This is a genomic window from Geobacillus sp. LEMMY01, from assembly GCF_002042905.1.
Classification (GTDB): domain Bacteria; phylum Bacillota; class Bacilli; order Bacillales; family Anoxybacillaceae; genus Geobacillus; species Geobacillus proteiniphilus.
Genome location: NZ_MVKA01000023.1, coordinates 23,994 through 42,766, shown reverse-complemented (window position 1 = coordinate 42,766; position 18,773 = coordinate 23,994). Strand labels below are relative to the sequence as shown.

Annotated in this window: 10 protein-coding genes and 4 pseudogenes; 1 reads left to right on the top strand and 13 read right to left on the bottom strand. The window is 50.8% G+C overall.

What is annotated here, in order from left to right; genetic code table 11:
- Positions 1 to 13: 13 nt before the first annotated feature.
- The 9 genes and pseudogenes from B1A75_RS12155 to B1A75_RS12110 form a co-directional block, all read right to left on the bottom strand.
- Positions 14 to 964 (bottom strand): annotated as a pseudogene (locus B1A75_RS12155) (IS1634 family transposase); the annotation flags it as partial.
- 377 nt (positions 965 to 1,341) lie between these two features.
- Positions 1,342 to 3,063: a methyl-accepting chemotaxis protein gene (locus tag B1A75_RS12145; RefSeq protein ID WP_079936273.1), complete on the bottom strand. Its 1,722-nt coding sequence runs from the start codon at positions 3,061 to 3,063 to the stop codon at positions 1,342 to 1,344.
- Positions 3,064 to 3,477: 414 nt separating this feature from the next.
- A pseudogene (locus B1A75_RS12140) lies at positions 3,478 to 4,846 on the bottom strand (ISLre2 family transposase).
- A gap of 455 nt (positions 4,847 to 5,301) precedes the next feature.
- Positions 5,302 to 5,454 (bottom strand): hypothetical protein, encoded by a 153-nt coding sequence (locus B1A75_RS12135; protein ID WP_254866630.1) that lies wholly within the window; start codon positions 5,452 to 5,454, stop codon positions 5,302 to 5,304.
- A 257-nt stretch (positions 5,455 to 5,711) separates the two neighbouring features.
- Positions 5,712 to 5,819, bottom strand: coding sequence for a YjcZ family sporulation protein (locus B1A75_RS12130; RefSeq protein WP_079936272.1), 108 nt, complete (start codon positions 5,817 to 5,819; stop codon positions 5,712 to 5,714).
- A 538-nt stretch (positions 5,820 to 6,357) separates the two neighbouring features.
- Positions 6,358 to 7,471: pseudogene (gene tnpB, locus B1A75_RS12125) on the bottom strand (IS200/IS605 family element RNA-guided endonuclease TnpB).
- A 372-nt stretch (positions 7,472 to 7,843) separates the two neighbouring features.
- A complete protein-coding gene (locus B1A75_RS12120) occupies positions 7,844 to 9,187 on the bottom strand; it encodes a UDP-glucose dehydrogenase family protein (RefSeq protein WP_079936271.1) in 1,344 nt (447 codons plus the stop codon).
- A gap of 237 nt (positions 9,188 to 9,424) precedes the next feature.
- On the bottom strand, positions 9,425 to 10,765 hold the full coding sequence (locus B1A75_RS12115) for an N-acetylmuramoyl-L-alanine amidase family protein (RefSeq protein WP_079936270.1): 1,341 nt from the start codon (positions 10,763 to 10,765) through the stop codon (positions 9,425 to 9,427).
- Between the two features lie 361 nt (positions 10,766 to 11,126).
- A complete protein-coding gene (locus B1A75_RS12110) occupies positions 11,127 to 13,247 on the bottom strand; it encodes an SEC-C metal-binding domain-containing protein (RefSeq protein ID WP_079936269.1) in 2,121 nt (706 codons plus the stop codon).
- 113 nt (positions 13,248 to 13,360) lie between these two features.
- Between B1A75_RS12110 and B1A75_RS12105 the strand changes: the two genes are divergently transcribed.
- Positions 13,361 to 14,077 (top strand): plasmid pRiA4b ORF-3 family protein, encoded by a 717-nt coding sequence (locus B1A75_RS12105; protein WP_079936268.1) that lies wholly within the window; start codon positions 13,361 to 13,363, stop codon positions 14,075 to 14,077.
- Between the two features lie 86 nt (positions 14,078 to 14,163).
- Here the strand turns inward: B1A75_RS12105 and B1A75_RS20305 are convergent, their stop codons facing one another.
- The 4 genes and pseudogenes from B1A75_RS20305 to B1A75_RS12090 all read right to left on the bottom strand — a co-directional run bounded on the left by B1A75_RS20305 (position 14,164) and on the right by B1A75_RS12090 (position 18,587).
- Positions 14,164 to 14,334, bottom strand: coding sequence for a hypothetical protein (locus B1A75_RS20305; RefSeq protein ID WP_254866631.1), 171 nt, complete (start codon positions 14,332 to 14,334; stop codon positions 14,164 to 14,166).
- A gap of 28 nt (positions 14,335 to 14,362) precedes the next feature.
- A pseudogene (locus B1A75_RS20300) lies at positions 14,363 to 14,434 on the bottom strand (SEC-C metal-binding domain-containing protein); the annotation flags it as partial.
- 278 nt (positions 14,435 to 14,712) lie between these two features.
- Positions 14,713 to 16,908 carry a YecA family protein gene (locus B1A75_RS12095; protein WP_079936266.1) on the bottom strand — a complete coding sequence of 732 codons (2,196 nt, stop codon included), beginning with the start codon at positions 16,906 to 16,908 and terminating at the stop codon, positions 14,713 to 14,715.
- A gap of 362 nt (positions 16,909 to 17,270) precedes the next feature.
- On the bottom strand, positions 17,271 to 18,587 hold the full coding sequence (locus tag B1A75_RS12090; RefSeq protein WP_079936265.1) for an SEC-C domain-containing protein: 1,317 nt from the start codon (positions 18,585 to 18,587) through the stop codon (positions 17,271 to 17,273).
- Positions 18,588 to 18,773: the final 186 nt, after the last annotated feature.

Here is an 18,773-nt window from a genome sequence, read left to right as displayed (position 1 = left end):
CTTGTTCCTAGCTAATAATCTCCGCTTCTTTTTTTCGTACTTTGTCAAGCATCKTTCCTTTTCGCTGGTCKAGCGCGCTCGATTCAACAACGATCAGCCGAACGGGGTGGCCTTCATACGTCGAGGCCGTTTCCCATACCCGGTACGTGGCGCCGTTTCTCTCCGCCAACGTAAAGGGATCGCTCCACGTCGTGTCCTCAGCATCCGCTTCGGCCAGCGCGGTTTTCACGATCCGGAGCGACGAAGGGCCTCTGGTGATCAAAAAGGCGTTGGCCGCTTTGGTTTGCGCCAGGGTCTCTTTCGTCATCGCGGCGGAATCGGCCACGTAAATCCATTCGTCTTCGATTTTGGCCTGCTTCAGCTGTTCATGGACACGAGACAGCACCTCGGGATTCCATGTTTTATCGGGCAGGYTGCCRTCGTGCACATCGCCGTAAAACGGGATGCCGTCCTCGTTGCCGACCAGTCCGAAACCGATCTGTTTTTGCCAACGATGATGGCRGTTGTAGCCATGTGTGATYTGTAAGGCCTCTAACGAGGCCGATTCATACGCGCCGTAAACGGTCTTGTCCGTCGTATCGGCGTGGAAGGCTCGGAGGGAAAGGCCTTCTTTGCGATAAATATGAATCAAGCAAGTGCTGATGACGTTGTGAATGCCAGCCTCATACAGGCGATCGAGATGACGGGCCAACGCATCGTCATTCAACTGGGAAGGATGGAGCCCGGAACGGATGAGTTTCTCACAATCGACCTCCTGAGCCCAATGTTCCAAGTGAACGAGGGCTTGCCGGCCGTCAAACACATTGTAGAGGATGGCCTGAACGGCATCGCTGACTCGCGTTTGGCACTGCGGATCGACGGGCACGAGATGGTCAATCAATTGAGGCAGACCCAGTTTCTTGAATAGGGCACTTATTATATTCAAATAAGAATTGCGATAGACCGCTTCGACTTGAACATCCATGAGAGAAAAACTCCTTCACTTTCCTTGTGTGTCAAGGATTCATTCGACATCGGAACGAAAAAATCCTCCCGATTTTCGTCGAGAGGGTGCGAAATGTGAGATATAAATTGACACGAGTGTTGATTATCCATTATTTTACTAAAAAACACAGAATCATATGGCTGAACACAAGCTTTTCTGTCTCTTCCCTCGAACAAGAACGCCGGCGGGCAAATTACATTTGCCCGCAAAGCGTTCATTGTTCGAGGAGGGCATGGTAATAATCCCAGTCGGCAAGCTAGCTTAGCCGACTACGGCAGAAAAGCTAGGAATAGAGCGATGTCAACTGGTTTTTAATGGTTAATCAACACGCTTGATCTTATCATGCAATATGAAAATCAAAACTTCTGTTCTTGTTCAATTTTTAAAATAAGTTCATTAATATAGTTCACGACTTCCGCTGAAGCAATTTCTAATTCTTGTAAATGAGTTTCAGCCCGAATGATATCCCCTTTTTCATATGCTTCTACTGCTTTTTTTGCGGCTACATGGACAGCTTGATGCGGTTGATCTAGACGTTCAAATGCCGATGTCCCTTTCAGCCTCTTTTGTGTTTCTTCGTCAAAATACCATTTCCCAAGACGGCAATGATGATGGGAAGCAACGTCTTCTGGACGAATATGTTCAAAACCAATAATCATGTTATAAATACGCCATTTCCAAAGGAGATGGTCAGTTTTAGCTAAATGAAGAAGCGCTTTTGAAGATAGCTTCACACCATTTCCTTCTACCATTTGCAATCGGAAAGAGTCAATCGCTTGACTTAATTTGTAAATCGTTTTTCCTGTCTTTTCCCCTAACTGTTTCACTTGCTCGGTCAACGCTGCTATCGCAGACATGCGGTTGGAAATTTCATCTACAGTTGCGGCTTGTTCTTGCGCAACTGCTGCGTGTGTATTCGTGTTATCTTGAATATCTCCCATAGCTTGCGTAATTTCTTTTAAAATCGGCATCGCTTCCTGCGCTTGCTTTACCGCTTGACGAATAACGGAGGAAGTGGAATGGATGGCTGAGGAAACTTCATTAGAAATGCCTCTTAATTCTTCTATATTTTTTTGAATTTCTTCAAGCGATTGAACTGTATGATCAGCTAATTTTCTAATTTCTTCAGCAACAATCGAAAATCCCCTGCCATATTCCCCGGCCCGTGCAGCTTCAATAGAAGCGTTAAGAGCCAACAAATTCGTTTGATCGGCAATACCGTTCACTAATTGCATAACTTTTTCAATGGCAGTTAAATATTGTTGTAAATGTTCAAATTGCCGTACCATATTTGTAAACGTCTGATCGGTTTCAATAATTTCATTAAACGCCTCAGTAATAATTTGTTGCCCTTTTTCCGCTTGTTCTACTGCCATCGTCGTTTTCTCTGCAATCACTGTCGCTGCATTTGCTACTTCGAAAATAGATGCATTCATTTCTTCTGTTGCTGCTGTTACCATTTGAACATTATCATTTTGTTCGTCTAGCAACCGTAGTAAATCTTTAATAAACATAACTTCTGTATTTTGTTCCATTAATTTGGCAGTGCCGTTTGCAATTTGTTCAAGCATAGATTCGGTATACACTTCAATAAGCAGTTGCTGTTCAATATTAATAGCGCGTTGCAAAACGGCCATCAATGATAAACACCGCCTAGGAGACAGTGTGATTTTGGATAATAACGTTGTTAATACAAAAAAATTAAAATGATTAAATGCAACAATTAATTTTCCAATATTCACCTTTTCTTTTCTTAACAAGTGAAAAAAACGTAAGATTTCATTAACATACGCTCGATCTCGTTCCATATAAAAAAATGATTGAATGTAATGGGATATATGCTGAGTTGTAATAACCTGTGCTGCTTTTGGGTTGATTTTCTTAAGTCCATCATGCAATAATTTAACCATTTCCTCTTTATATGGAGCAATTAAGTTGTGAATTTGTTGTAATTTGCTGAAGTCTTCTTTAGTAAAATGGTTAAATGAAAGCGTGTCAACAAAACGTCCTTCAAATGAATAGTCTGTTCCTTGCTCAAGAAGCTCGTGGGGCTTTGGAAGAAGCCGTTGAAATAGCATATATTCACCTCTCCTATGTGATTTTCTTTTTTCTACAGATCAAAAATTGTTGTCTTAACAAGTTGCGATATTTTACATCATGTACATCGTTGAAGAAAGACCAGCACCACCTCAAAACGTTGTTTCGCTATCGGCCGTTAAAGCGCTTCCATCATTAACTTTTATCGTTAAAGCGATAGTCATAAAATATTCACTCACTCCTGCCTCTTAAGTTCAATTATATATAATTTATTACGTTTACACCATACCGCAACTAAAACAGAGTCAGTCAAGACTTTGTGGGAACTTTTTTTGGTTCACTTCGGGCGTATGTAAATAACAGTATAATGAACCATTTTCAGGAATATATTTAGTAAGCGCTTTCTGACTCTCATCCCTACCTGTAAGCCAATGATATGTATTCCTTTTTTACCATCAACGAAGTTCCGATAAGGCTTGGTGAATTGGCGTTCCGGATGAGTGCTGGAGATACGGCACGTTGTCCCGCACCATCTCCGGCCACAACCGGCGCACCCGCCGTTTGGCGGTTTTGATCCACGCCGCCTTGGTCGAAGCCGAAGCCGGGCGATCGGCCGCCGGCTTCCCTTTCTCCGCGGACGGCCGGTTCATCAGAGACATCCCATCGATCTCGGCGATCATCACATGGAGAAACGCCCGAAGCCCTTGGTCTTTCCAGCTGCGGCGGGATTTCACCCGGTGCTCAAACCGGCTCATCACGCTCTCTGCGTGGCCCATCGGACGCATTCCGGCCGTGTCCACCCCTTGCTCCGCCAGCCACTGCCGGTAGTCCCGGATACATCCCGGCATCGACTCGATCCGACGAATCAAGGCCAAAAGCTACTCGTCTTTCGCTTCGTCCTCCAACGTGCCGACCGCGCTGTCGAGCTCCATCAAAAGCCCTTGTTCGTCTTGTTTCGCCAACTTCTTCCGCACCTCCCGCCAACGCGGATGGCCCGCCAGACACTGACGCAGCTCCCGCGCCACATGAAACCGATCCAGCTGGAAGCAGGCCCGCTTTCCAAAGTGTTCCCGGCAGGCCGTGATCCGCGGCGCCGCGTCGCCGTTGATGACTAACAAATCCCGGCACGGATCATACGCATATTCGTCGAGCAGCCATTCTTCGAAGCTCTCCCACACGTCCCCCGGACCTTCATGGAGGTAGTGGCGCTGATTCACAAGCTCGATGTGCGAGTCATTTCGCTTCCATCCTTCGTGAACCGCAAGGATTTTCTCTTCTTTCGCCCGCTTTCCTTTCCCCTGACGGGAAATGAAGAGGCCGTCCGCCTCCACAAACAGCACCCGTCCTTGCCGTTCATGAATCGGCCGATGCAGCGAGACCTGAGCCTCCAATACCAACTGGCGAATGGCTTCATGGCTCATCACCGCGTACCCCACCATCTTTTCGAGAGTGCGGGCGGCTTTGCGGTAAGAGGAACACTCCACTGCCAAACTGATGGCGGTTTCCTCCAAGCAAGGACTGATCGATTGCGCTCCGTCAAACTGTAGCATCGCGTCCAACAAATACGTGTAGGTGCCGGTTTTCCGGTCCAAGTAATAGTTGCGTCGGAACGTCACTTCACCAAACAGTGTTTGGATCGTTGTTTTCCGTTTGTCTTTCAGCTGGTACCGGCGCTTGTCCCGGGTTTCCGCCAGCTGCTCGTCCATCTCCTCTAAGAGGGCGGAAAACAGGAATGGCAAACACGGCTTGCAAGGATCGCCATAACTGCTCCTCCAACTCTTTTAACGTCGGCACATTTATGGTAAGATGTTGTTGAATGTTCATGGACTTTCTCCCTCCTATTCTTGGTTGTTTTCGCCAATCACCATCATAGCAGGGAGAGAGTCCTTTTTGCATGAAATTTGCTTTTCCACCCTACCGCGCTTCGCTTGGTGGCCCCGACGAGAGATGCGAACAAAGGTTCGCAACCCTCGTCGGGGATCGTTCCTGAATTCCACCCACAAATATTTTACTCACACACTAAACAAAAATATTGTCGAATTATGTAAAATAAAAAACCCGCCAAACGGCAGGGTTGTAGCTTGTCGACAAAATTGACAAACTGAAAAGAACCTACAGGCTCTTTAAAAGATGGTGTTGCTTAAACCATCAATTGATCATTTATTCAGTTTGCGAATCGAGGAAATGGATCCAAATGTTGAACCAAAGATTTTTAGTTTTCATTTTCATTTTTTAAAAAACACGCCGTCTTCCAAATCTTAAAAGAAAAAGGGCAACGATTAAAAAAATGGGATAAATCTTCTTCCAAAGCCGGTGCGAAGAAACATTCCTCCTCGTACTGGATCGACCCATTCTATTACTCCTCTATGAACCCATCCGTTACGATCGATAACTTCAACAGGCTCTCCTTGATATCTTCTTAAATGTTCCATTTTATCCCTCCTTTCTGACATAAGAGATTCATGAACAATTCTCATCCATTTTTTGTGAATAAGGTACCCTATACGAGCTACAAAATACTGTGATTTTACGTTAATCGGTATACTTCTTAGGCGATAATACTTTACTTCCCATAATGTTTGTCCCAGTAGATATTTTGAAAAAGGACAGATCATTAATAATCAACGAAACCACCTATTTCGATTAAATGAGGAATTTAAGAGGGTGTCTAATGTCACCTTATGGGGAATTAATAACCGCCATAACCGCTTGGACCTGTACAAGAACATCCTACAATGATAAGTAAGACGAATAAGACAACAACTAAGGCAAAAGCACTGCGAATCCCATCACTCATATATAACACCTCCTATTGAGTATTGGGAGTAGCTAAATTGCCATCCCTATTTTTAAGATATGTTCGAAGAAAAAGTTGGATTGGACAAACTCATCAACTGATAAAAAATTCCATTTTTATCTATCTAAATTCCAATTTATGTAGAATGGTATATTTACATAAGAAAAGCGCAAGGCGTATCACACCAATAACGCTTGGAGCTAGACAGCGATTCAAGGTTTTATCCTTGCCTAAAAACGTTGAAGAGACGATTCGGCTTTTTTTAAGAAAATGGATCATCGTTGTTCAATGTTTGGAGTGACAGCTGAGTTGACGAACATCGGTAAGCGTTCCTGTGAATCCTTTTGTGATCATCGCATCGATGAAACACATCAGATGATTCAAGACGGGCTCGGAGTAGTATAAGCAGAGACCTAAAATGGGTCTTGAACGCTCTCCCACCTACGCTCACGCTTCAAGGTGGGAGATTCTTGGGAACACCCGCCCTGCGGCAGGCTGTCAACCAAGCCATCCCCGTGCGTCCCACGGTTGAGCTGCCCTACAAAGACAGCAAACGAAGCCCTTCCTTCAAAATATTTCGAGCGGCATTCTCGTCCCGGTCATGTTCGGCTCCGCAGTTTGGGCACACCCACTGACGGATGTCGAGCGATTTCACGTCGGCCTGCCGGTGCCCGCAGCACGAGCACAATTGGCTCGATGGAAACGTGCGGCCGACACGGACCACCGTCCGCCCGTACCATTTCGCTTTATACTCGAGCATGTTGAGCAATCGCCCCCACGCGGAATCGGAAATGCTTTTGGCCAGCTTGCGATTCTTCTGCATGTTCCGCACGCGCAAGTCCTCCACGCACACCACTTGGTTTTCGCGGATGAGGCGGGTGGACAGTTTGTACAGGAAATCGTTCCGACAGTTGGCGATTTTCTCATGAAGCTGAGCAACTTTTCGACGAGCTTTGTTCCAATTCGATCCACCTGTCTTTCTTCGCGACAAAATCCGCTGCCAGTACGCCAGCTTCTCTTCATATCGGCGCAAATACTTGGGAATGCTCAATTTTCTCGCCTGTTGAAAGAACGGCCACATGCTTCAACCCCAAATCCACGCCCACTTGCTTGTCTGTTGCTGGCAATGGGGGAATTTCCGTTTCCACGAGGATGGAGACAAAATACTTCCCCGTTGGATTTCGACGAATGGTGGTAGATCGAATGCGGCCTTGAACCTCGCGGCTTTTGGCAAATTTCACCCATCCGAGCTTCGGGAGTTTGATGCGATGGCCGTTTACCTCAATCGATGGGCGTCCTTTCTTTGGATAGTTGCACTGTGCGGTGTACGATGGTTTCGAGTGTTTTTTGCTTTTGAAGCGAGGAGGGTTCGCAGTTCCATCGAAGAACCGGTCAAAGGCCTCGGCCAGCTGCTGCAGCGCGTTTTGCAAGGCGGTCGAATCGGGCGTCCGCAGCCACGGGAGCGTTTGCTTCAACGCGGTCAACCGCTTTGAACACTCTTTGCAGCCAAGCCCCGACCCTGTTGTTTCATACGCCTGATTCCACTCGGCCAAAAAGTGATTGTACACAAACCGGCAGCACCCGATCGTTTGGTTGATGAGCTCCGCTTGTTTTCGGGTGGGATCCAACCGAAAGCGGTAGGCTTTATGCATGACCTTCCCTCCTACAATAGGGAACACACGTTCTATTCATAATCATTTACACCTTTTGTTCTTTTGATGCAAGAGGAAGATGAATGAGGAAAGACACCGATTCATCCCCCACTTACGCTCACGCGTGGAAGTGGGGGTCTTCTCGGCTCAAGATGATAAAAAACTCCTGCCTAAAATCAAAGGCAGAAGTGGATGGCCAGTATTGCACAGACGCCTATGTGAATACCGATTCATCTCCTCAGTCATTTTAGCAAAACCTTAAGCCTCCCAATTGGTTTAAAGCCAAAATGTGCGTTGCGCAGCAATTTCAATGCCTCATAGGTACGATAAAAACTTGCTCGAAGATGGGGAATTGCTCAGCGTTGAAGGTCTTTATAAATGCCGCTGAATGTCAACAGCCTCATCCACTTTCAGCTGCCTATGCCCCACCGGCCGACCGATCGACTCGTAGATGAGGCCGGCGGCGTCGGCTTGTTTCGGGTCGTAGCAGTTGCGCCCATCCAACACAATCGGCGTTTTCATCAGCGTCTTGTAGCGGTGAAGATCAAACTGCAAGACGGCCGGCCATTCGGTAAAAATGAAACAAACATCCGCGCCGCGAATGGCTTCCTCCATTGTCTCGCAACAAACAACCGCATCGCCAAAACGGCGCGAGACATGACCGAGGGCGGCTGGGTCCCAGACGCGCACGGCGGCTCCTTCGGCAATGAGCCGTTCGATGTTCGCGAATGCCGGCGATTCGCGCACATCGTCCGTGCCGGGCTTGAATGCGGCGCCAAGCACGGCCGCTGTTCGACCGCTGAACACACCAAGGTGGGCGCGCGCTTTCTCGAGCAGTTTCCATTTCTGTTTTTCATTGACGGCGATCGCCGCTTCCACCGTTTTGAGCGAATAGCCATGGGAGGCAGCCAACGCATAAAGCGCCTTCGTATCTTTCGGCAGGCAAGAGCCGCCGTAGCCGACGCCGGCGCGCAAAAAGCGGCGGCCAATGCGCGGATCCATGCCGATTCCTTCCGCCACCGCCTCGATGTTGGCGCCTACCAACTCGCATACGTTGGCGATCTCGTTGATGTACGAAATTTTCAGCGCCAAAAACACATTGGCGGCGTATTTGATCATCTCTGCGCTTTTGCGGTCGGTGACGACGTACGGGAGCGCAAACGGGGCGTAGAGGTCCTTCATCATCCGCTCAGCTCTCTCCGATTCGACGCCTAACACAATGCGCGGCGCCTGCAACGTATCGCGCACCGCCGTTCCTTGTGACAAAAACTCCGGATTGGAAACGACATCGATACGCACCCCTCGGCGCCCATGCTCAGCCAAAAAGCGAGCCGCTTCGTCTCCCGTACCGACTGGCACGGTCGATTTGATGGCCACAAGGCAGTCGCGTTCGGCCGACGCGGCGATGCGGCGCAGCGTTTCCCATACGTCATCGAGCTTGACCGAGCCGTCCGGCAGCGGCGGGGTGCCGACCGCGACCATGATGACTTCCGCCCACCGATACGCTTCCGCATCGTCTGTGGTAAAGCGAAGGCGGGCGCTGTTTCGCTGGATGAGCGGCTCCAGCCCCGGCTCGTAAATCGGAACGATCCCTTCATTCAACCGGTGGATTTTTTCCTCACTGACATCGACGCATATGACATCATGACCTTTATCAGCCAAGCAGGCGGCGGTCACGAGCCCGACATATCCCGCCCCTGCAATCGCGATCTTCACGGTTCATCACACCTTTTCGATCCATTGCGGCTATCGTCGCTTGTTCTCATTATATCGAATCGCCTGGGGATTTTCATTGTTTTCACCTAGCCGCTGAGTCCACCGGTTGTGCTCTGCGGCCAAAAGAAAACCGGGAGGAGCTAAACCCCCGGTTACGCGGCGTGTTTCCGTTTGCTTGATGACGGCCGATCGATCACAAAAACGAACAGACCGCCGAGCAACGATTTCTCTCGTTGTTTATTCAAAATAATGCCGTACAGCATCCGCAATCGCTGTCGTCACCGCTTCCTGATAGTCGTCTGTCGCCACCGTCGCCGCATCCGAGCGGTTGCTTAAATAGCCGAGCTCAAGCAATACAGACGGTCTGTCGTTTTCCCGCAGCACGTAATAGTCGCCAAACGCAACGCCGCGGAAAGGCAGTGCGGCCAATCGGGAAAGCGGATCTTCGAATGATTGCGCTAAGCCGTAATCGGCAAAACGGTCGTAGTAATAAACGGTGACGCCGCTCACCTGTCGGTCAGCTACGCTGTCATAATGAAGGCTGATGAACGCATCAGCGCGGTGCAGCCGAGCTATGTCAACGCGCTCCGGCAATGATACGTACGCATCCCCTTCGCGCGTCAACACCACACGGGCGCCGTAAGCCTCCAGTTTTTCCTTCAACCGCCCAGCCGTTTCCATCGTCAACGTTTTTTCCATCGCCCCTCCGACGCTTTGCGTTCCTCCGTCTTTGCCTCCATGGCCAGCGTCAAGGACGATCGTTTTTCCGGTCAGCACTTGCACCGGCCCTCGAGTCCAGCTGTCTACATACCGGCGCGAGCCGCTTTGTCCGAAGGCTGAAAGCAGTGAACGGTCAGCCGACTGGGGCGCTTCCGCTTTCTTTTCATTGGCTTGTCCGCTTTTTACTTGCACGTACGCGGACGCCACCCAGCCATCAAGCCCTGTTCGGGCGGCAATTTTGTACCATCCCGGGTTCGTTTCAACAATTTCGACCTCATCGCCAAGGACAAGACGGCCGACGCGCGCTGCCTTCAATGACGGCTCAGCCCGCACGTTGAGCGAGCTTGCGGTGACGATTCCGGTTTGATGCGAAATCGATGACTCCCGAGCCGCAGTGAGGTATGCTGAAGACACCCAGCCGATCGTACCGTCTGCGATCACTTCCGTCCATTCTCCATCTTCCTTGATGACCCATACCGTTTCTCCCCACGCCAAATGCCCGATGATGCGTCCATCTCGGCTCGGCTCTTGTCGAAGGCGGAGTCGGTTTTCTTGCACGACGGCCATCTCTTTTGCCAACGCGACGTACCGCGCGGCGATCCACCCGGTTCGATTCGGTTTCCACTCGATGTTCGCCCATCCATCCTTGACTTTCATCAACCGATACGCCTCGCCGCGGTGAACGTTCGCCAATGGACGGTACGGCACTCCCGGCCCTTGGCGGATATTCACCCGATCCGCCGTCACCACCGCCAACTGAGCGGTTTTCCCACTCTCCCCTTTCGCCCCCACCGGCCAAGCAGCCGCAGCCAGCCATAGCAAACAAAACAACAGGGCGAGCCATGTCCCTCGCCTCATGCGCATTCCCTCCCCCGTTGTCCCCAATTTGTCTACTATATCGTTCGCGCACAACGGGGAATTTCCTGTCTGTCACTCAGGAAAACCGCTCGACAAAACTAGCGGGGCGGCATCCATCAACCGACAACAGCTCTCCTTTTTCTGCATGATGCCTCTTCACACGACAGCGGCAGCAACAACGCGCAACCCAGTCGAACAACCCAGCAACGACCGACATACCATCCGCCGCTCCTCCCTGCTCGATGTCCGAATGGATAAGCCGCCCCCCATGAAGAAACATAATATAAGCGCAAGGCGCGCTCCTTTTCTATGTATAGGAAAAAGATGCCTGCCTCGTCCGCAGGCATCCTCTTTAGCTTCTCTATAAACCGACAGGCTGCTGGCTGAAGCGAGCGAACGCGTCCACATAAGGAGCCGCCTGCGGCGGATACACGCGTTGCACAGCCGCCAACGCCCCAGCTGACGTGAACGCTGCTTCCAAGCACATGCCTCGCTTGACGTACGGCTTGGCCGACCGTGGGAAACGCCAGCGAAGCGACCCGCCCGTCTCCAGCCACTCGAGCATCGCTTCTCCGTCACGAACATCGTCTACCCGGAACGTCCCAACCTGATATTGGTCTTTTGCCTTTTTCATGGCGTTCCAGGAGGCATCCGCCATCTCCGGCGGCACATCAGACCGTTGATACATCCGGAGAAGACGGACGGCGTTCAACAGCGGTTCGCTCAATTCCGCCACGAGCCGACCCACAACGGGGGCGTGGTTTGTCTGGAATCGGGCGTCCAGCCATTTCGCCAAGGCGTGCACAGCGCTCATCACTTGCTTCGCCTGGTTAATGCTAATATCCGGCGAAAACATGACATAATGAAACGCCAAACATTGGCGCCAATGGCGCTCTTCCAGCTCGTCCCATGATGACAGCGCCGTCGTCTGCAAATAATGGGCGACGGCTGTGATGCCAAGGCGGTATTTGTATTCAGTCGCTTCTGATTTTCCTTCCGTTTTTTCCCGGTAAAAATCGATCAAATCACGGCCGAAAAAGCGCGCCGTCCATTCCGCCGGCATGGCAAAATACTCGCCCTTATCGAGCCGTTGAAACACTTGAACAGACGTTGTCCGCTTGACCTTAGGCGTCACAAATGGCGAGAGCGGCAAACCGTAGCGGGGACGGATGCTGTTGGTATCAACCATCACTGGACTGCCTTCCTGGCGGAGAAACCCGAACGTATGGTATTCATACGTTCGCAACCATTGCTCGACCTTTTCCTGCTCCCCGTTCAAGGCCAATTCATGAACGGACTGTCCTCCCCACTCCTCATGCGGCACATGCAGTATCTGCTCTAACGTAACCGCGCTGTTGGCAACGAGCGCCATATATGACGGCTCACCCGGTGGCAACTCGACATGATATGACAGCAGCTTCACCCCTTCGGGAACAAGGTGCGTCTCTACAGACCGCGACACAGCCTTGGCCCTCATCCCAATGGCCTTAAGCGCCTCTGTCAGCACTTGTTCGGCGTCCGCATCAAAGGTGGAAAGTGTCATCGTCCGCCCCCGCCCTTCTAAAAAGCCTGCCAGTTCGTTCATATAAATGGGGCCGGAGGCAAGATCATCGCGATATTCATACGTCACACTGCGCAGCGAACCTTTGATGGCTTCGGTAGTTTCTTCATCAACGATCACGATTCCATGTCGTTCCAGCTGGCGGAGAACGTTCCGCGCATCGGGCGTGTCGTAGACAACCGTCCATTGTTCAACCGTTTTCGTCCGACGCCCGGATAATGAAGAAGCGCTATGGCATGCATCGACGATATCAAGAAAATGAGAAAATGCCAACTTTTCGTACGGCATGTTCGTCTCTTGAAGGAGAAAGCGCACTTGTTCTTCGGCCTCCGTCACTCCGTCCGGCCCGGCGATGGAGGCAGCGCCTTGAATATAGTAACCGCCGTCAAACGGCTCGAGAAACGCAAACATGCCGCCCCACGGCACTACGTCCGGCATCGTCTCGCTAAAGGGCAGAAACAACGTTTCCCCCGTCAATCGATCGACCACCACTCCCCCGTCTTCCCGGCGGTCGATAAACTGAACGAGGCGCGGCACAAGCTGAACCCATCGGTCAAGCATGTTTTGCAGCTCCAACGATAAACGGCGCCCCTTCTCGCGTTGAAACCATTCAACGCCGCGCATCCCGTTTGGAAATCGGTGGACGAACAAATACCAGAGCGTTTCGAGCGGTTCCAGCATCTCACTATGTTTCTTTTGTCGAATGGCCTGGCGGAACGCGTGCTTTGCCGCCCGTTGTTCAGCGTAGGAAAGCGCCTCGTCCAAAAAGCGGTGCACTTGTTGCGACAGTTCATACTTCTGTTCAAAAAACCGATGTTGCCGCGCCCGCTTCGTCTCCTCCTCCATCGCCTTGTTCATGCAACATTTTTTATACTTTTTCCCGCTGCCGCACGGACATGGGTCATTTCGACCGACCGACATATGGCTCCCTCCTCGAATCAATTTCGTTTTCTATCACCATTATTATTTTGATTCTTTTAGAAACAGGTTAAACTATAAGTATACAAAAACAAGCTAAAAAGGAGGCGATGTTCATGGAAGAGAAAAGACTCATTGATTTGATCGACGAATTGATGACGAGGCTTAATTCAACGGAAACTTCCCGTCAGCACGGTCGATGGACGGAAACACCAAAAAACAAAAGTACGACATCAAAGAAACCACGCCGCTCCAAAACCGCCTATCAGTTAAAAATATCCTTAAACGGCATCCGCCCGCCGATTTGGCGGCGCGTCCTTGTTCCCGGACATGCGACATTTCACGAGCTTCATCTCATCGTCCAAGAAGCGATGGGATGGGAACAAGCCCATTTATACGAATTCGATTTCGGAAGCGTTCTCGTAGGCATCCCTGACGGCTGGGATTCGTTTCAGCTGGAAAAAGAACTGATGGACGCCCGCCGCATCAAATTACAGCAATGGCTGACGGAAGAAAAACAAAAGTTTCTGTACATTTACGATTTTGGCGACTACTGGCGCCATACCATCACCGTCGAAAAGATCGAAACGCTCCCAAAACCGTTGGAACGCGCCGCTTGCCTGAAAGGAAAACGGGCGTGCCCTCCCGAGGATTGCGGCGGCGTCTATGGCTACCTGGAGCTGCTGGAAGCGGCGGCGCAAAAAGACTCTCTTGCCGACCCCGAATTGCGCGAGCTGGTGGACTGGATGTACGACATGAAAGGCGAAGATTTTGACCCTGATGCCTTTGACGTCGAGGAAGCGAACGAGCGGCTGGCCTATATCCGATTGTAACGCATGCGAAAGAAGGTATCCGGCATCTCTCAAGGGCACCTTCTTTCGCACCCATCTGCACTTCGTTGCCTGCTTTGTCCGCCGCCTTACAAAAATCCCCGTTCGGCAAACATCTCCCAGACGAGCTCCTCGAGCTCCTTGCGCAACTCAGCTGCATCGACTCCTTCAAGCAAACCGTCCTTTTTCCATGTTCGGATCGCTTTGTCGATCAAGCGATGGACTTGATTCTTGCATACATTTGGCCACTTCACGGTCAATCAAAGACTCTATCGACACGGCTTCTTTCTTCCCACAACAACGCTTGTACGTTTTCCCACTGCCGCATGGGCAAAGATTGTTTCGCGATGCCGTCGCCATATAGCCACCCTTCTTTGGATCGTAGTCATTGAACGTTCTTCCCATCTATGCTAACGCTCGGGCCAGCCAAACACTTTGGGGAGGCTTAACGATCAACGCGTGATGGAACTGCTTTCAGCAATACATATCGCAAGCACTTTGGGACTTCCGCCGCTCGTTTCAAGAACATTCGCATTCCTTTTTCGCGCCCAACCAAAATCTTAAGAATATGACCGGCTCTTGCCTACGTAATGGAGAATGCCGAAAGAAAAAAAGCGCCCCGTCATTCGTCGGGACGCCTACGGACGGCGAATCAAACGGGACAACGAGGCAAGCATGCGCTCTTGAAGCGCAGCCCGTTCTTTCTCCACCTTGTCCGGCCACTCTTTCAGCGCCTGAAGCCACGGCTCCAAGTACGGAGAGAAAGAGGGCGGGTACACGCGGGCAAGATCGCTCATCTTGCCGTTGCGATCCACCACGGCGACGATATACATCCCCTGCAAAAGATGCGGCTCTGCTCGCTCCGGAACGTCCCATGTCACCGTTCGGTTATGGACAAGCCAATCAAGCACCGCCTTCCCCCGTTCCACACGCTTGACGCGGAAAAAGGAGAAATCGACAGAAAGGGGAATAGGCAAGCCAAACAAATGAGCAAGCTGCCAAGCCATCAGTTCCTCATTCGCCTTTCCTCTCTCGCCCCCCCATTCATCCAGCAAAGCGAAGCAATGTTCCAATTCGCTTCTAACATCTTCCAACACGGTGCAAACGACGGTTCGATGCTTCGTTCTATAACGGCGGTCCAGCCAATCGGCCAACTCAAGCAGCATATCGAGCGCTTGGCTCACCGCTTCCCATGGAAGCGAACTCCATCTTGCAGGGATTTGCTCGACGATGCATTGCTTCCAGTCTTCTTCTCCTACGTCCTCCCACGATGAAAACAGCCGCCCGGCCATATATTCACACATGAGCAAAACAACGACCAAACACGCCTCTTTGACTTCTTTTTCTCCGCTCACGACCACTTCGTTATAAAACGCCAATACGTCATCGGTGAAAAACATCCCGTCCCATTCCGTGCGGATCAACAATGTCTCGGTTCTTTCCGGACCAATCCACTTCATTTTCCATAAGTCCGAAAGACGATGTGATGTGCCAAACGGAGATGGGGGCAATCCATAACGGGAGCGAATGTGATTCACTCCGATGAGCACCGGCAAATTTGCCCGTTCTTGCATGTTAAACAAATGGAATTCATACTCTTTCAGCCACTCATCCACTTCCTGCACACGCCCCTCGCGCGCCATTTCGTGAGGGGTTTTTCCATTCCATTTCTCAAGCGGAGTGTGAAGGGCTTTTTCCATTTGAACATCCAATCCGGCCAGCGTCCCCATCCAAGGGGGAGAGTCTGGATCTGAATCAATATGAAACGAAACGTTTTCTATCCCTTTGCGGCGCAAAATGGCTTCTGTCCGCCGTTTTCGTTCTTTTGGGGAATACCCAAACGCCTGCAGCAGCGACACGAGCTGTTCGGCCGTCCCTTCCTCCTCGGTAGACAACACTAGACGCGACCGATGAGCGGATAATGACCCGCCTAATTCAAACACATGAATCGGCTTGGGGGAAATCACTCCGACATAATGGTACACATTGGTGCACCATGAACCTTCCACTTTCTCCCCATCGTCATGATCAATCTGAGCCCGTCCGATCGAAGCGAGCTTCCTCATTGCCTCAGCGGCTTCCTTACATTCGTATTCATACGTCCACCGCGTTCGCTCCTCTTGCACATCGTCCGCTCTCGGAGGATAGCCTGCATCGACGATATCGAGAAAATGTTCAACGGCTACCTTGTCATACGGCCAATCGGTTTGCGTCAACAAGGCGTGAATGTTCTCTTCCGCCCGTTCCACGCCCTTCGGATCAACAATCGATGATACACCGCAAACATAATAGCCGCCGTCAAATGGCTCCAAAAAGGCAAACATGCCGCCCCATGGGCGCACAACCTCCAATGTCTCGCAATACGGCATGAGAAGTTTCTCACCCGTCAGCCGGTCGACCGCCACTCCTCCTTCATCATGCAAATCGACAAATTGCACAAGGCGCGGCACAAGCCGAACCCAGCGGTCCAACATTTCTTTGAGCTCCGGAGACAGACGGCGCCCTTTTTCCTGTTGAAACCATTCAACGCCGCGCAATCCATTCGGATAACGATGGAGGAAAAAACGCCAAAGCGTCTCAAACACCTTCAACTCTTCACGATGATCCTTTTGTTCGATCATTTGGCGAAATATACGGTTGACCGCTTCGCGTTCATCATAAGACAGCGCTTCATCCAAAAACCGCTGCACCATTTGCGACAGCTCATATTTTTGGTCAAAAAAGCGGCGCTGCCGCACCCGCTTGATTTCATGCTCCTGCTGTTTGTTCATGCAACACTTCTTATACTTTTTCCCGCTTCCGCACGGGCACGGGTCATTCCGGCCGATTGCCATGCAAGATCCTCCCTTCTAATCTTTCCTTTTCAAAACGTCGACCAAGATGTTAAAAAACTGGCGGAATCGCGCACAAAGCCGTTTTTTCCCAAGCCTTCATGGATTCGGCCAAAACGATCGTTCTCCGCCGCCTTTTTCGGAGTTTCACCAATGGAGCGCATCCCATTCCCTGTTTTTGCTTATAGAGGGCTTGGGTTGAGCCCAATGATGTTTGAATGACAGAGCCCTTGTGGAACCGGCTTTCCTTTCTGACGAAATGCCGCTGACTTGCGCGCAGCGCCCGTTTTTCTGCCAGCTTCTAGATGAATCGCGTGACGTACTGAGATCGGCCAAGGAAGATGTTGCCGTTTTTCCGCCAGCTTTTAGATGAACCCCCGATCGGTGAAGATCTCCCACGCTACATCGCGGAGTTCTTTACGCAATTCTTTTTCATTCACTTCCTCAAGCAGGCCTTCATTCCTCCACGAACGGATGGCGCGGTCAATATGACGGTTGACTCGCTTCTCGTCCCATCCTTCACGCATCAACATCAGATCGATGTCATCGATCCATTCATTGATGCGCGCATCAAGCTCATCCCCTTCCTCTTCGAACCAGTCTTCCTCCCAGTCATCGAGCCATTCCTCGTCGTCTTCATCATCAACAGCCATCAGGAAAAAATCCAACGCCGCCGATCGCACATCTTCTGGCATCACGTCATACCGATCGGCGATGTCTTCCACCTCCGATCCTTCCGCCTTCATCAAATGCCCAGCCACATAGCGGAGCGCCGCCGCGTAGACGGGAACCGAATAAGGGAGGCGGGATGTTTTTCCGCAATAGATCGCCCATATGGCGAACGCTTGATTGAGCAGCGCCGCTGGCGCCTCCGGCTCGTTTTCATCGAGCTCGCGAATGACGGCCGCTTGTTTCGGATCATCCCATTTGAACTGTTTGGCGAACTGCCAAAGCCACTCCAAGAGCACATCGGAAAGCACAGCGACGAACCGATCGCGCATCCATAAAGCCGATGGCTGACCGCTCCACTCCCCTTCTTGTTGAATCGCCCGAAGCAATCGATCTTTCCCTGACGCCGGGAGCGGAAACACCGCTGTGAAACACGTGAACACGTCTTGGTACGGCACAAGGAAGCCGAACACCACATCTCCTTTTTCGATCACGCTCGGCCATTGATCGGAAGCCAATAAATGAACGATCTTTTCCTCTCCCGTCAACAAATCCCGGACAACGGGGCGATTTTCGTCATCATAGCCGATGAACTCGCCAAGCGACGGAACGGCTCCTTCCCACCTCTCGATGTGCGCTTGAACGGACGAGCGCCACCGCTCCCAATGACGGCTTTTCCGGTAAGCGGAAAAGATCGTTTGTCCTGTTTCATCAAGCGGCCAACAAAACAACATCCAGTTCACCGCCATGATCTGCACGCCAAGCTCGAGTTCCTCCGGCATCTCATCAAGCGGGAACTGGTCTAAAAGCTCCTCCGCCTCCCTCTCATACCGTTGCAAAACAAACTGACGCATATCATTCATGCATTCGATCAACTCGCGGTCAATCAATGACGAAATCGAAACCGCCTCTTTTTTTCCGCAACAATGCTTGTACTTTTTCCCGCTTCCGCACGGGCATAACGCGTTCCGCGGCGTTTCCGCCATATTCGATGCACCTGCTTTCTTTTCCATTTGGACTTTTCCTATTACTATTATACCATCATCGATAGACGTTCAACCATCACCAGCTTTCTTTCTATCAAAACGCGTACACGTTCAAAAGCTCGCAATGTCCTTTCATGCCGGCTCGAGAACAGACGCGTTTTGTCACATTGCCCCTCTTTTTTCGACACGCTATCACATGCTATAATAGGATGA